The sequence below is a fragment of the Nitrospirota bacterium genome, assembly GCA_040757335.1.
In the GTDB taxonomy this organism is placed as follows: Bacteria; Nitrospirota; Nitrospiria; order 2-01-FULL-66-17; family 2-01-FULL-66-17; genus JBFLXB01.
Genome location: JBFLXB010000001.1, coordinates 52,643 through 67,376 on the forward strand (window position 1 = coordinate 52,643; position 14,734 = coordinate 67,376).

A 14,734-nucleotide genomic window follows, 5' to 3' on the forward strand; every position below is an offset into this window, starting at 1 on the left:
CCGGCCTTGTGCGATGCCATCGGCCGGTGTCGTCTCCCGGCGTCGTCTGCGAACACAAGTTGAGGGCATGAACTAACCGGGTCGTGATCGAAAAAAGGAGTGGGTATGCACGCGCGCGTGGTTCTGATCGTCGGATCGGTCGCAGGAATCATGGGGTTCGGCGTCCCCGCATGGGCGCAGCCGAGCGCGGAGGGAGCCCTCACCTTGGCTCGCGCGGTCGAGCGGGCGCTGGAGACGTTTCCCTCGGTGCGGGCGGCGAGAGCCGGACTCGACGAGGCTCACGCTTCAGTGGGGGAGGCCTCCGCGGCGAGGCTCCCATCGCTCCAGTTGAACGCGACGGCCACGCGCTTTGAGGAGCCGATGCTGGTCTCCCCCATCCACAGTTTTACCCCGGCGGGCATCCCCTCGTTCGACCACACGCTCTACCAAGGGAGCCTCGCGCTGAATTACACGGTGTTCGACGGCGGAGCGCGCGGGGCGCGGATCCGCCTGGCGCGCGCGCAGGCCGGATCGGCCGAATCGGCTCTCGGCGCCGAGGGACAGGCCCTGGTCGCCCGCGTGGTGTCTGCGTATCTCGAGGTGTTGAGTCAACGGGAAGTCGTCGCGGCGCGCGACAGCCATCTCGTCGCCCTCGGGTCAGAGTTGACGCGTGCCCAGCAACGGCACGAGGCCGGCACCGCGGCGCGCGTGGAAGTACTCCGCGTTCAGGCGGCGCTCGCCACCGCCGAGGCGGAACGCGTCACGACGACCGAAGCGTTGAACCGGGCCGAACGCGAGTTGGCGCGGCTGATCAATCGGTCCGTCGAGGAGGTGCGAATCGCCGGACTCGTTCCTGTGGTTCTCTCCGATCCGTTGCTTCCATCGCGGGATGCGCTGACGACGGAAGCGCGCGAGGCCAATCCGACCGCCAAACAGGCCCGCGCGTTGGCAGCGTCAGCCGGCGAGGCGGTGGCGGTGGCCAAGAGCGCCCGCTGGCCGGAACTGGGTTTGGTCGGAACCTACCTGTACTACGACTCCGGGAACCACGGCGCCGACCGTACTGCGGAGTGGAACACCGGCGCGAAATTGTCGTACGTGCTTTTCAGCGGTGGGGCACGGGAGCGAGGCATCACGCGGGCCCAAGCGGCCCTCCTCTCCGCGGAGGAGCAGGTACGAATGGCCGAAACGCAGATCGACCAAGAGGTGGACCGCGCCGCCTCTCGGCTCGACGAGGCCCGCGCACGGATTAAGAGCCTCGAGACGGCGGTCGCTCGTTACGAGGAAGTGGTCCGTGTCGAAAAGTTGCTGCGGGAAACGGGTTCCGGTACCGAGACCGACTATCTCAACGCCGAGGCGGATCTCCTGACGGCGCGGGCGAACCTCGCTGAAGCCCGGTATGGAGAAATCGCGGCGCGCACGGACCTGGCTCGGGTGGTCGGTCAACTCGACCTCGCGTGGCTGCGCCGAACCATCGGAGACCAGCCGTGAGCGCGAAGAAGCGGTTGGTGCCGGTGGTCATCGTCTCTGCGTTGGGCCTGGCGATCGTGTTCTGGTTCGCCGCGAACAGGCAAGACGGGGCCAGGTCCACGATCAGCGCGTCCGGAACCGTCGAGGCGACCGATTCGCAGTTGGGCTTTCAAACCGCGGGGCGTCTCAGCGACCTGGCCGTGCACGAGGGCGATCCGGTCAAGGCGGGAGACGAGTTGGCGCATCTGGACCGGGCTGAGACCGAGGCGAAGCGTCAACAGGCCGTGGCTCAAGTCGCGTCCGCTCGAGCCGGGCTTCTCGAACTGGAGCGCGGTTTTCGCTCCGAGGAGATCGCCCAGGGACGGGCGGCGTTCGCGGCCGCGACCGAGCGGCTGACCGACGCGAAACGGGATCTGGACCGCGCCAAACGTCTGTACGACGGGGGGGCCGTGAGCGAAGAGAACTACGACAAGGCCCGGGTGGCGTTCGACGTCGCGACCAGCCACTACGAGCAGGCGAAGCAGCAGGTGCAGATTCTGGAAACCGGACCTCGCCGCGAGAAGATCGAGGCCCAACGGGCCGTGCTGGCACAGGCCGAGGCGGCGCTCAAGGTCATCGATGCCACGCTGGCTAATATGACCATTCGTGCGCCGTTTGACGGCATCGTGACGGTGCGTCACCGGGAACCCGGGGAAATCGTGCAGGGCGGATCGCCGGTGGTGACCGTGATGAACCCGGACGATCGGTGGGTCAGGATCTACGTGCCCGAGACCAAGATCGGCGCCGTCCGCACCGGCGGGGACGCGACGATCACGACGGACACGTTTCCGGGCAAACCTTATCGCGGAGTGGTCGTGTTCATCGCGAGCGAGGCGGAGTTCACGCCCAAGACGGTTCAGACGACCGAGGAGCGGGTGAAGCTCGTCTACGCGGTCAAGGTGCGCATCACGGATGATCCGAGCCAGGACCTCAAGCCCGGAATGCCAGCCGACGTTCGTCTGGACGGAACGCCGGGGTGAGCCCCGACGCCGCCATCGAGGTTCAGGCGCTGACCCGCCGATTTCGCGATCTGGTGGCCGTCGACGCACTGAGTTTTTCGGTTCGTCGCGGCGAGTTATTTGGGCTCGTCGGCCCCGATGGCGCGGGCAAGACCACGACGCTGCGCATGTTGGCCGGCGTGCTTCGCCCAAGCGCGGGCGATGCCCTGCTCAACGGCGTCAGTGCCGCCCGCGATCCCGAGGCCATCAAGCACAACTTGGCCTACATGTCGCAGCGATTCGGGCTCTACGCGGATCTGACGGTCATCGAGAATCTCCATTTTTACGCCGACCTGTACCAGGTGCCGCGGGCCGAGCGCCAGACCCGCCTTGAGCGCCTGTTCCAGTTCTCGAATCTCGGACCGTTCCAGCACCGGCTCGCGGGCCAGTTGTCAGGGGGGATGAAGCAAAAGCTGGGGTTGTCGTGCGCGCTCATCCACGAGCCCAAAATCCTGTTGCTGGATGAGCCGACCTTCGGCGTGGACCCGATTTCGCGTCGCGATCTGTGGTTGATCGTGCACGACATGGTGGCGCGGGGCGTGACCGCGATCGTGAGCACGGCGTATATGGACGAGGCCGAGCGCTTCGACCGGGTGGCGCTCCTCCAGCAAGGGCGCCTCCTCGCGGTCGATGCTCCGGAAGCGTTGCAGGGGACGCTGGCGGACCGCGTGCTGATGGTGCGGGTCGACCGGGTGCGCGAGGCGAGCCGCCGTGTCGCCGCGCTGCCGGTCGTGGCCAGAGCCGCGGCGTTCGGCGATCGGCTGCATGTGATCGTGCAGTCGGCGGCACGCGACGCCGCGGCGGTGGAAGCCGTCCTGCGTGCGTCGGGGTTGACGGTGCACGAGGTGCGCGCGATCGCGCCTTCGATGGAGGATGTCTTCATCCATCGACTGTCCGAGGTGGGATAGGGCTCGAGTGCGATCTGACGCCACGGATGCTGCGGTTTCAGTCGAACGGCTGACCAAGGTGTTCAACGGGTTCACGGCCGTTGACGCGGTGTCCTTCGAGGTGCGACGAGGGGAGATCTTCGGGTTTCTGGGGCCCAACGGTGCCGGGAAAACCACGACGATCAAGATGCTGGCGGGCCTACTACTCCCGACCTCGGGCGGCGGGACCGTGGCTGGTTTCGACATGCTCACCGAGACCGAGGCCATCAAACGGCGCGTGGGGTACATGTCGCAACTGTTCTCACTCTATGGAGACCTCACGGTGGAAGAGAACATTGCGTTCTTTTCGGGGCTCAACGGCGTGCCGACGGCCCGGCGACCCGAGCGTCGCAATTGGGTGTTGGCCATGGCGGGGCTGACCGATCACCGCGCCCGCCTGACCCGCGAGCTGCCGCTGGGGTGGAAGCAGCGGCTCGCGCTCGGCTGCGCGGTCCTGCATGAGCCGCCCATCCTCTTCCTTGACGAGCCTACGTCCGGTGTCGATCCGCTGTCCAGACGCGCGTTCTGGGAGCTGATCAACAGTCTGACGGACGAAGGCATCACGGTCTTCGTGAGCACTCACTACATGGAGGAGGCGGAGTACTGCCATCGGTTGGCGTTGATGAACCGGGGGCGCCTGATCGCACTGGACACGCCCGCGGCTCTTCGGCGCGCGATGCGCGATCCGCTGCTCGAGGTCTGCACCGACCGGAGCCCGAAGACCGTGGAGGCGCTCCAGGGCATGCCGGGGGTCCTGGAGGTCGCGATGTTCGGTCGCGCCGTCCATGTGGTGGTGGAGGACGAGGGACAGGCCCGGCGAATGATTCCCGAACGACTCGCCGCGCACAATGTGACGGTGCGGGGCATCGAGAGGATTGAGCCGTCGCTGGAGGATGTGTTTGTGGCGTTGGTGCGGGCCGAAGGGGGCGCGGTGCTCGGGTAGGGGCTGTGGGAGCGTGTCGAGGAACCTGAGTGCGCCAAGAGCGCAAATGTTAATCGGTCCGAAGGCACCCTACAGGTGGCGAAGCAACGGCCATCTGCGGCGTTGCCGCTGCGCTTCCGGTCCTCACGTACGCACTCAGTACGCTCCGGTCCGGTGCTCGCGGCGCCTTGCATTTGGCCGATTCCTCGACACGCTGACTGGAAGATCGAATCCGCTGTCGGTCTTCCGCTGAGGGTTGATCGGCTGGAGGCCGCATGTGATGAACTTGCGTCGGTTGCTTGCGATTTCGCGCAAGGAGGTGCTCCAACTGCGCCGGGATACGCGGAGCCTTCTGCTGGCGTTTCTGCTTCCGGTCGTGCTGCTGGTCCTGTTCGGGTACGCCATTACCTGGGATGTCGATCACATTTCGACCGCGGTCCGGGACGAGGACGGGTCGGCGCAAAGCCGCGAACTGATCGACGCGCTCCGTTCGTCGGGGTACTTCACGGTGGCCATGAGCCTGGATCGCAGGTCCGCGATCGATCTGGTGCTGCAGGAAGGACGGGTCCAGATCGTCCTCGTCATTCCCCCGGACTTCGGCCGGCACGTCGGAACCGGCCGTCCCGCCTCGCTCCAGGCCATCGTGGACGGCAGCGACGCGAACACCGCCACGATCATCCTAAGTTACGCCCAGGCCGTGGTACAGACCTACTCCGCCGCGATCTCGTTGCAGGGCGTTCCGCGTCAGGCGCCGGTCAGCGCGGACAGCCGTGTCTGGTACAACGAAGACCTTGTCAGTCGCAACATGATCGTCCCGGGACTGGTCGCGGTGATCATGATGATCATCGCCGCGATGCTGACCTCGCTCACCATCGCGCGGGAATGGGAGCGGGGCACGATGGAACAACTCGCCGCCACGCCGGTCACCCGCAGCGAGGTGGTGGTGGGCAAGCTCCTGCCGTACCTCGCCATCGGCCTCATCGACGTGGTGGCCACCACCTTGTTGGGCGTGTTCCTGTTCGGCGTGCCGTTCCGAGGCGATCCGTTCCTCCTGATGATTCTGGCGTTTTTCTTCCTGGTGGGCGCGTTGGGATTGGGAATATTCATCTCGGCCGCGGCGCGTTCGCAACTCCTCGCCACCCAGATGGCCATGATGGCGACGTTCCTGCCGGCGTTTTTGTTGTCCGGGTTTATGTATGCGATCGACGTCATGCCCAAGCCGCTGCAGCTCCTCACGTACCTCATTCCGGCCCGATACTTCCTGGTGGTGACGCGCGGAATTTTTCTCAAGGGCGTACACGTGGAGGTGCTGCGCGTGCAAGGGCTGCTGATGGTCGCATTCGCGGTGGTGGGACTTTTGTTGGCGGTTCGGGCGTTCAAGAAGGAGTTGTCGTAGGGAACCAGGGCCATGGCGTGGCGCGATTCCGTTGAACGAATCTCCGGATTGGTGTGGAAGGAGTTTCTGCAGATCTTTCGCGAGCCGCGACTGCGCGGCATGATCTTCGTCGCGCCGATCATTCAACTCGTGGTGTTCGGTTATGCGGTTTCCACGGATATCAGGGACACACCGACCCTCGTAGTCGATCACGACAAGACGCGCGCATCGCGCGAGCTGGTCGAGGCGTTCGTGGCGTCCGAGTACTTCCGCGTGGTGGGGCGCTCCGACCGTCCGGCGGACCTGGTAGCTGCTCTGGACCACGGGGACGCGATCGTCGGGATCGAGATTCCGCGAGGATTCGAGGCCGCGCTCCACGACGCGGCGGGCGCCAACGTCCAGATCCTCCTGGACGGCACCAACTCAAACACGGCCACCGTCGCCAAGGGCTACGCGGAGCGCATCGTGCAGAACTACGGAGCCCGCTTCGTCTCGGCGCCGCCCGTTATCGACCTCCGAGAGCGCGCGTGGTTCAATCCCGATCTTGCGAGCCGGGATTACAACGTACCGGCGGTGGCCGGTGCGATCATTCTCCTGGTCTGCCTCCTGCTCACCTCGCTGGCCGTGGTGCGTGAGCGGGAGATCGGCACGCTCGAACAGCTGATGGTGAGCCCGTTGACGCCGGGTGAACTGATCGCGGGGAAAACCATCCCGTTCGCGGTGATCGGACTGGTGGACCTGGCGCTCGTGACCGCCGTGGCATTGCTCTGGTTTGGCGTGCCGTTCGTGGGCAACGCAGCGCTCCTGTTCGCCGCCAGCGTGCTTTTCCTGCTCTCGGGCCTGGGCGTGGGTTTATTGGTGTCCACGATCTCGAAAACGCAGCAGGAAGCCTTCATGGCGACGTTTCTCATCTTCCAGCCCACGATGTTGCTCTCCGGGTTTATGTTTCCGGTCAGCAGTATGCCGGAAGTGTTTCAATGGCTCACGCTCGGCAACCCCCTGCGGCACTACCTCGAGATCGTCCGTGGCATCTTCCTCAAGGGCGCGGGCTTGGTCGCTCTGTGGCCTCAGTACCTCTCGTTGTTGGTGATGGGAACGGCGATCCTCTGGTTTGCCTCCACCCGATTCAGCAAACGAACGAGCTAGTCCAATTTTCGCACCGAATCATTACAATACTGCGTTTGGGGGATGGGCTTTTCCGGAGCGCGCGTAGATACTGATACAGAAGTCCGATCAGGCACGGGGCGCATCCCGTCACGCTCAACCGTTCGATCGAAGGAGGACCCTAGCCATGGAAACGAAGGAAGGTCAAGACACGAAAGAAACCGAGGCCACGATCGAAGCCCACCTCAGGGCGTGGGCGGTTGAGATCGAACAGTTGAAGGCCAAGGTGGACCGCGAAGTCGCGGAGGCCAAGAAGGGGTACTACGAACAGATGGACGCGCTGCGTCGCGAGGTGGAAGCCCAGCTCCTGAAGTGGAGCTACGAACTCAAGGAGCTCAAGAGCCAAACGGGCCAGCCCGATGTGCGGCAAGCGGTGCGGGATTTGCGGGCCAAACTCGACGAGGAATTGAAAACCTGGGGCCCGCAGATCGACGCGCTCAAGTCCACCGCGGCCAAAGCGGAAGCCGAGGCCAAGAGGCTGCTCGACGGCTTCTTGCAGAAGCGGGACGCGTTGAAGAAGGAGCTGGCGGGGCTGAAGGGTTCCAGCGAAGCCGCGTGGGGAGACGTCAGGGTCGGGGCCGGGAAGGCATGGGACGAACTGAAGGCTGCCTTCAAGAGTGCCAGCGAAAAGTTCAAGTAGCACATGATGTGTGATGGGCGATATGGCAGACGGCGTTGGCATCGCGCGGGTTGATCGGATCCGGTCGGACGAACGCGTTCCCACGGTCGATCAAGAGACGTTCGATGTGATCGTGGTGGGCGCGGGGACGGGTGGACTCACGGTGGCGGCCTTGCTCGCCCGGAGCGGACGCTCGGTGCTCGTCCTTGATCAACACGCCGTGGCCGGGGGCAACGCCACGGTCTTCAGACGGCCGGGGTACGAGTTCGACGTCGGCCTGCACTACCTCGGAGACTGCGGGCCACGGGGCGGCATCCCCAGGATACTGAAGGCCGCCGGTGTCGAGGACGTCGTGTTTCGGGAGATGGACGCCGACGGGTTCGACACGTTGGTGTTTCCCGACCTCACGTTTCGGGTGCCCAAGGGGTTGGAGGCGTATCGCGCCCGACTCATCGAACGATTCCCCGGCGAGGCCCGCGGCATCGACCGATACCTGGATGTACTTCGCGCGATCTGGTCGCTCCAGGAGGCGGCCGGCAGAGGCGTGTCGGCAAAAACGCTCTGGAGCGTCCGTCACGCCGTCCCGTACCTCAACGCCACGCTGCAGGCATTGTTCGATCGGTGCACGCACGACGTACGGTTGCGCGGCGTGTTGGCCGGACAGAGCGGAGATTATGCGGAGCCGCCGAGCCGAGCGTCCGCGGTCATGCACGCGATGGTGGTCACCGGGTATTTGCAGGGCGCCTATTACCCCGTTGGCGGGGGCCAGGTGATCTCCGATCGCCTGGCCGAGGCCATCGAACGTTACGGCGGCAAGATCCTGCTGTCCACGCCCGTCACGAGGATCGTGGTCGAGCGCGGCCGGGTGGCAGGCGCGGAGTTCGAGAGCAACGCGCTCGGACGGGGTGTGGTGCGCGCGCCCGTAGTCGTGTCCGACGCGGACCTCAAGGAAACGATGCTCGGCCTGGTGGGCGCCGCACACCTCAAGCCGGCCACGGTGCTGCGATTGCATCGGTACGAAATGGCGCCGGCCCTCGGCGTGGTGTACCTCGGGGTGAAGCGAGACCTTCGGGCCGCCGGCGTACCCAATACGAACTTCTGGGTTCATCCGTCCTACGATCAGGAGCCGGTCTACGCGGACGCCCGCGCCGGACGGTTCCACCCCGAACCGTTCTGCTACGTCTCCATCGCCACCCTCAAAGATCCCGACAACCATCGGGCCGCTCCGCACGGCGTCGCCAACGTGGAATTGGCGACCGTAGTGCCGTCCGAGCCCGAAGCGTGGGGAACGACGGTCGATCATATGGTCACCGGGACCTACCGTGACAGCGCGAGATACCGCGAGACAAAGGCCGCCTTCGCGGCCAGGCTCGTGGCCGCGGCGGATCGAGTCCTGCCGGGATTGGAGAAGGACATCGTGTTTCAGGAAGTCTCCACGCCGTTGACGCACCGGCGCTACACCAGATCAACCGGCGGCACCGGATACGGGATCGCGCCGATTCCGTCGCAGTTCCTGTTCCGGCGCCCCAGCCACGCGACCGAGATTCCGGGGTTGTATCTGTGCGGGGCCAGCACCTACACGGGTCACGGCATCCCGGGTGTGATGTGGTCGGGCGTGCTGGCCGCGTCGCGGGTGGCGGGACGAGGGGTGCTCAGAGACGTGATGAGGAGAGCCTCGTGACGCGGAAACGCCAATGATCACGTCCATCGCGTTCACCGTCTACCCAGTGAGTGACATGGCCAGATCCAGACGTTTCTATGAGAACGTCCTCGGTCTCAGGACCGAACACGCGTTCGGAGATCAGTGGGTCGAATACGACGTCGGGGGCTCGACGTTTGCCATCACCACTACGGACATGGGCCATCCTCCGGGGGCCAAGGGCGCGGTGGTCGCGTTTGAAACCACGGATTTGGATGCGGCGGTGAGACGACTCAAGGAACAATCGGTGCCCGTTGTCGTCGAGACGTTTTCCACGCCGGTCTGCCGAATGGTTGTTATCGAAGATCCGGACGAGAACCACGTCACGATCCATCAGCGGCACCAAGGCTAAGGAGCGCCGTGGTCAAAAAGATCGGCTACGGCGTCATTCTGTGGGCCATTCCCTACGTGACCGCGATCCCGCTGCTCCCGTTGATGCGCAGCGACCAACCGTTCTTCAAGACCATCATGATCGTCGAAGGTTCGATTGTGGGCGCGGTGCTCGCGGTGATGTACTTCAAGTCGGTGGAGCGGGAGTTCCTGCGAGAAGGCATGACCTTGGCGGCGGTCTGGATCGGGGTGAACTGGTTCCTGGACTTCGTGGGATTGCTTCCGTTCTCCGATCTCTCGCCGACGCGGTATTTCATCGAGATCGGTCTGCGCTACCTCGCGATCGCCGCGCTGGTCGTGGCGATCGGGTACGTGCTCGACAAGAAGCTCGCCGAAGGGAGGCGCTGAGATGAACCCAATCGTCGTGGGCCTTGTCATGCTGGCAGTGCTGCTCGCGCGCCCGGCTTGGGCGCAAGATGAGCACTCCGATGCCGCGGAACGGGAAGTAATGATCCTCCCGGCCGGTGTGGTGATCAACCAGGACTATTTTGCGTACGGCGAGCGGGTTGAAATCTCCGGGACGGTCAATGGCGACGTGTATGCGGCCGGGGGTCAGATTCTGGTGGACGGCACAATCAACGGGGATCTGCTGGCGGCCGGCGGGGCCATCACGATCTCAGGAACCGTGTCGCAGGACGCCCGGATCGCGGGCGGGCAGATCGCGATCAACGGGCCCATCGGCCGGAGCCTGACCGTGGCCGGCGGCAACGTGGAGGTGAACGATTCGGCCGCGGTCGGGCGCAGCGTGGTCGCGGCCGGAGGGCGCGTTCGCGTGGCGGCTCCGGTGCAGGCGGACGCGAAGATCGCGGGCGGGAGCGTGACGGTTTCCAACGCGGTCAAGGGCAACCTGCACGTCGCCACCGGGGATCTGCGGCTCACGTCAAAGGCCGCGATCGCCGGGGACCTCACGTATTGGAGTCAGACCGATGCGTCGATCGATCCCGGAGCCAATGTGGCCGGGGTCGTGACCCGGAAGGCCCTGCCGGAGCACTTTGGGCCGAGACCGGGCGCGTTTCTCGCGGCGCTGGCCGGGTTGTTCCTCCTCGCGAAATTGGTGAGTTTTGTGTCGACCCTGGTACTCGGGCTGCTGTTTCTGTATCTTCTGCCGCGGTACACCGGGTCCACGGTTTCAACGTTGAGAACGCGCCCGTGGGCCTCGCTGGGCATCGGCTTCATTGCGTTTGTGGTGACCCCGGTGGCGGCCGTGATTCTCCTGATCACCGTGCTGGCCGCCCCACTCGGCTTGATGGCGGCGGCGCTGTTTGTGCTGGCGATTTATGTGGCGCGCGTATTCGTCATGATCTGGGCCGGCGCCGCACTCTTTGCGTGGATGGGGAAGCCGGTTCGCGAGGTCTGGGCGTTGGTGATCGGGCTGGTGGTCTATACCATCGTGACCGCGATTCCGTTTCTGGGCTGGATCGTCGCTTGGGGGGTGACGCTCTTCGGCCTGGGCGCCGCTTTATTGGCCGATCGGATGTTGTATCTCACGGCGAAGGAGCGGGCGGCGGTGTGACCAGCGCCGGTCAGTCCGAGCACCCGACCACCGTGAAAATCAGATTCGTCGATGTCCCTGCCAACGCCGGGTCGCGCTCGCCCCACGTGGTGGTCGTGACACGGCCGAAAGGCGGCTCGAAGGCTTTGCCAAGCGCGGTCGTATCAACTGGCGTGACGCGACGAAGCTCGGGCTGCTTGCCCCACCTCGGGTGGTTGCCGTTGCCGATGGTCGTTCTGCTCGCCGGTTGCGTCACAGTGGGGCCCGATTACGTCGCGCCGGACCCCGCAGCGCCGACAACGTGGCAGGCCGAGCCCGCTCCCGGAATCTCGGAGACGGCCGGGGAACCCGATGATCTCGCGCGCTGGTGGGCGACGCTCGACGATCCGGTGCTGACGAGACTCATCGAGCAGGCCGTGGCCGGTAATCTCGATCTGAAGCAGGCGCAGGCGCGGTTGCGCGAAGCGCGGGCCCGCCGTAAGCAGACCGGAGCCGACCGGTTTCCGAGTCTCGACGCCAATGCCTTGGTCAACCGGGTGCAGAGCAGCGAAGAGACCGGTCCCGGTTCTACGACCACCCTGTACGCCGCCGGGTTCGACGCGAGTTGGGAGCTGGACGTGTTCGGCGGCACTCGTCGCGCGATGGAGGCCGCCACGGCCAGCGAGCAGGCCAGCGAGGAAGACTTGCGCGACGTGCTGGTCAGCCTGCTCTCGGAGGTCGCGCTCAACTACGTCGAGTTGCGAACGGGCCAGACCGGGCTGGCCATCGCCGAGCAGAACCGCGACGCGCAGCAGGAGACCTACGACATTGCGCGCTGGCGCTTCGAAGCCGGACTCGTCACGGAGCTCGACGTCGAGCAGGCCCGATACAACCTCGAGCAAACCAAGGCCCAGATCCCCAGGTTGCAGGCCGCGATCAGCGAGGCGCAGAACCGGCTCGCGGTGTTGTTGGGCCGTATGCCGGGAGCATTGAACAGTGAACTGGCTCCCCCGTTGCCGATCCCGGTCGCGCCCGCGAGCGTGGCGGTCGGGGTTCCCGCCGACGCGCTGCGCCGTCGTCCCGACGTGCGGCGGGCGGAGCGTCGCTTGGCGGCTCAGACCGCGCAGGTCGGGGTGGCGACCGCTGCGCGGTACCCCAGTTTCTCCCTCGTCGGGACGATCGGTTTGGAGTCCCTCTCGTCGTCCAATCTTTTCACCGCCGGCGCCCGCACGTCGTCGCTGGGCGGCAGCGCGCTGTGGACGGTGTTCGACTTCGGTCGCTTGCGCGAGAACGTCAACATTCAGTCGGCGCTGCAGGAACAGGCGTTGCTTGCCTACGAGTCGGCGGTGCGTACGGCGGTCGAGGACACGGAGAACGCCCTGGTGGCCTTTGCCAAGGAACAGAACAGACGTTCCCACCTGCAGGCGGCGACGGAGGCGGCGCAGCGTGCGGTCGCGCTGGCGCGCGGGCGGTACGAATCGGGCCTCCTGGATTTTCAGACCGTACTGGAGGCGCAGCGCTCCCTGTTGGTGCTGCAGGATCAGTTGGCACTGAGCGACGGCGCCGTCGTTTCCAACCTGATCCAGCTCTACAAGGCCCTGGGCGGCGGTTGGACGTCGTTCGGGGCGGCTGCGGGTAAACCGATCGGGGACTCGACGGGTGCGGCTCAATGAGCAAGCCCACCACCGAGTATGCAAACGATGTCGCCAAGGCCTTGGGCATCGGGACCACCTCACGTTGGACGCGGCTGAAGCGTTGGGCGGCGTGGGGAGTGGTGGCGATCGCCGCCGCCGCTGTGGGCGTCCTCTGGCTGGCGCGCAGCGGGACCGAGACCGTTCGATACAAAACAGAGCCGGTCACGCGCGGTGACCTTGTTGTCACTGTCAGCGCCACCGGGACTCTCGAACCGACCAACCAGGTCGATGTGGGGATCGAGGTCTCCGGGACCATCAAGACGGTCGATGTGGACTACAACGACCGGGTCAAAGTCGGCCAGATCCTGGCGCGGCTCGATACCACAAAGCTCGAGGCGCAGGCGTTGCAGACAGAGGCGGCGTTGGGATCGGCAAGAGCCAAGGTGCTTCAGGCGCAAGCCAACGTCCGCGAAGCCGAGGCGCAACTCGCGCGATTGGTCCGCGTCCGAGAGTTGAGTCGGGGTAAGGTGCCGTCGCAACAGGAACTCGACGCAGCACAGGCCGCGCTCGATCGGTCGCGAGCCGACGAGGCTGCCGCCAGCGCGGTGGTCTCCCAAAACCAAGCCACGCTGGATGCCAACCGCACGGATCTCTCCAAAGCGGTCATTCGCTCGCCCATCAACGGCGTGGTCTTGAAGCGTTCAGTGGAGCCGGGCCAAACCGTGGCAGCGAGCTTCCAGGCGCCCGTGTTGTTCACCATCGCCGAGGACCTGACGAACATGGAGCTTCAGGTGGACGTGGACGAGGCCGATGTCGGACAGGTGAATGCCGGGCAAGACGCGACGTTCACGGTTGACGCGTATCCGGACCGGACGTTTCCCGCCCGGATCACGAAGGTTCGTTACGGTTCACAGACCGTCGCGGGCGTGGTGACGTACAAGGCGGTGTTGACCGTGGACAACTCGAGCCTGTCCCTGCGCCCGGGGATGACGGCCACCGCGGCCATTACGGTCGAGCGCGTGACGGACGCGATCCTGGTCCCCAATGCGTCGCTGCGGTTCACGCCGCCGACGCCGGAGCCGCGCGAGTCGACCGGCGGAGGCCTCTTGAGCAGGATCCTCCCAAGACCTCTCAGACCGGCGCCCAGCTCTCGCGATGAGATGAGGCCCGGCACTCGGGACCAGCGCGTCTGGATCGTCAGCAACGGGGAGTTGGAGGCCGTTCCCGTAACCACCGGGGCGACTGACGGCGTGATGACTGAAGTGACGGAGGGCCGGGTCGAGCCGGGGATGGCCGTGGTGGTCGATCGGGTCACGGCGAAGCCGTGAGTTCGAGTGACCCTCCCCCCGACACGCCGCCGCTGATCCAACTGCGGGGCGTGACCAAGGTATACGGCGCGGGTGACGCCGCCATGCACGCGTTACGCGGGATCGATCTGCGGATCGAGAAGGGTGAGTTTGTCGCGGTGATGGGGCCGAGCGGATCAGGGAAGAGCACCTGCATGAATATTCTGGGTTGCCTCGATACACCGACGGCGGGAACCTATCACTTCAAAGGCGTCGAGGTCGGCGCGCTCACCCGTAACCAGCGCGCCCTGTTGCGCCGTCAATACCTGGGATTTGTATTTCAGGGGTATAACCTCCTCAACCGGACGTCGGCATTGGAAAACGTGGAACTCCCCCTGATCTACCGCGGAGTCCCGGTCGGTCGGCGGCATGAACAAGCTCGGGAGGCGTTGCACGTCGTGGGGCTGAAAGGATGGGAACACCACACGCAGGGCGAGTTGTCCGGCGGCCAGCAGCAGCGCGTCGCCATTGCCCGGGCCATTGTCACCCAGCCCGCCGTGCTGCTCGCCGATGAGCCGACCGGCAATCTGGACACGGCGCGCGGCCGCGAAATCATGGACTTGCTCACGACGTTGAACCGTGGCCACGAGATCACGGTGGTCATGGTGACCCACGAACCCGACATGGCCGCCTACGCGAGGCGCACCGTGAAGTTCCTGGATGGCGTGGTGGCGAGCGACGCGTCGCAGCAAGAGGTGGCCTGAG

Annotated in this window: 14 protein-coding genes; all 14 read left to right on the plus strand. The window is 65.4% G+C overall.

Annotated elements, in window-relative coordinates:
- Window positions 1-105: 105 nt before the first annotated feature.
- The 14 genes from AB1451_00295 to AB1451_00360 all read left to right on the plus strand — a co-directional run bounded on the left by AB1451_00295 (window position 106) and on the right by AB1451_00360 (window position 14,733).
- A complete protein-coding gene (locus AB1451_00295) occupies window positions 106-1,467 on the plus strand; it encodes a TolC family protein (GenBank protein ID MEW6681350.1) in 1,362 nt (453 codons plus the stop codon).
- Window positions 1,464-2,465: an HlyD family efflux transporter periplasmic adaptor subunit gene (locus AB1451_00300; GenBank protein ID MEW6681351.1), complete on the plus strand. Its 1,002-nt coding sequence runs from the start codon at window positions 1,464-1,466 to the stop codon at window positions 2,463-2,465. The genes AB1451_00295 and AB1451_00300 overlap by 4 nt, the downstream gene beginning before the upstream one ends.
- Window positions 2,462-3,391: an ABC transporter ATP-binding protein gene (locus AB1451_00305; GenBank protein MEW6681352.1), complete on the plus strand. Its 930-nt coding sequence runs from the start codon at window positions 2,462-2,464 to the stop codon at window positions 3,389-3,391. The genes AB1451_00300 and AB1451_00305 overlap by 4 nt, the downstream gene beginning before the upstream one ends.
- Before the next feature lie 7 nt (window positions 3,392-3,398).
- Window positions 3,399-4,352 (plus strand): ABC transporter ATP-binding protein, encoded by a 954-nt coding sequence (locus AB1451_00310; protein MEW6681353.1) that lies wholly within the window; start codon window positions 3,399-3,401, stop codon window positions 4,350-4,352.
- Window positions 4,353-4,611: 259 nt separating this feature from the next.
- On the plus strand, window positions 4,612-5,727 hold the full coding sequence (locus AB1451_00315; protein MEW6681354.1) for an ABC transporter permease: 1,116 nt from the start codon (window positions 4,612-4,614) through the stop codon (window positions 5,725-5,727).
- Between the two features lie 12 nt (window positions 5,728-5,739).
- Window positions 5,740-6,852, plus strand: a complete 1,113-nt coding sequence (locus AB1451_00320; GenBank protein ID MEW6681355.1) for an ABC transporter permease — start codon at window positions 5,740-5,742, stop codon at window positions 6,850-6,852.
- Window positions 6,853-6,997: 145 nt separating this feature from the next.
- A complete protein-coding gene (locus AB1451_00325; protein ID MEW6681356.1) occupies window positions 6,998-7,510 on the plus strand; it encodes a hypothetical protein in 513 nt (170 codons plus the stop codon).
- A gap of 13 nt (window positions 7,511-7,523) precedes the next feature.
- Window positions 7,524-9,170 carry an NAD(P)/FAD-dependent oxidoreductase gene (locus tag AB1451_00330; GenBank protein ID MEW6681357.1) on the plus strand — a complete coding sequence of 549 codons (1,647 nt, stop codon included), beginning with the start codon at window positions 7,524-7,526 and terminating at the stop codon, window positions 9,168-9,170.
- Window positions 9,171-9,183: 13 nt separating this feature from the next.
- Complete coding sequence (locus AB1451_00335; protein ID MEW6681358.1) at window positions 9,184-9,540, plus strand: VOC family protein; 357 nt, start codon at window positions 9,184-9,186, stop codon at window positions 9,538-9,540.
- A gap of 8 nt (window positions 9,541-9,548) precedes the next feature.
- Window positions 9,549-9,926, plus strand: coding sequence for a hypothetical protein (locus tag AB1451_00340; GenBank protein ID MEW6681359.1), 378 nt, complete (start codon window positions 9,549-9,551; stop codon window positions 9,924-9,926).
- 1 nt (window position 9,927) lies between these two features.
- The gene (locus AB1451_00345) at window positions 9,928-11,091 is read left to right on the plus strand and encodes a hypothetical protein (protein ID MEW6681360.1); all 1,164 of its coding nucleotides are present in this window, start codon (window positions 9,928-9,930) and stop codon (window positions 11,089-11,091) included.
- Window positions 11,088-12,722: an efflux transporter outer membrane subunit gene (locus tag AB1451_00350; GenBank protein ID MEW6681361.1), complete on the plus strand. Its 1,635-nt coding sequence runs from the start codon at window positions 11,088-11,090 to the stop codon at window positions 12,720-12,722. The genes AB1451_00345 and AB1451_00350 overlap by 4 nt, the downstream gene beginning before the upstream one ends.
- A complete protein-coding gene (locus AB1451_00355) occupies window positions 12,719-14,011 on the plus strand; it encodes an efflux RND transporter periplasmic adaptor subunit (GenBank protein MEW6681362.1) in 1,293 nt (430 codons plus the stop codon). Before AB1451_00350 ends, AB1451_00355 begins: the two co-directional genes overlap by 4 nt.
- Window positions 14,008-14,733, plus strand: coding sequence for an ABC transporter ATP-binding protein (locus AB1451_00360; protein ID MEW6681363.1), 726 nt, complete (start codon window positions 14,008-14,010; stop codon window positions 14,731-14,733). Before AB1451_00355 ends, AB1451_00360 begins: the two co-directional genes overlap by 4 nt.
- Window position 14,734 lies beyond the last annotated feature (1 nt).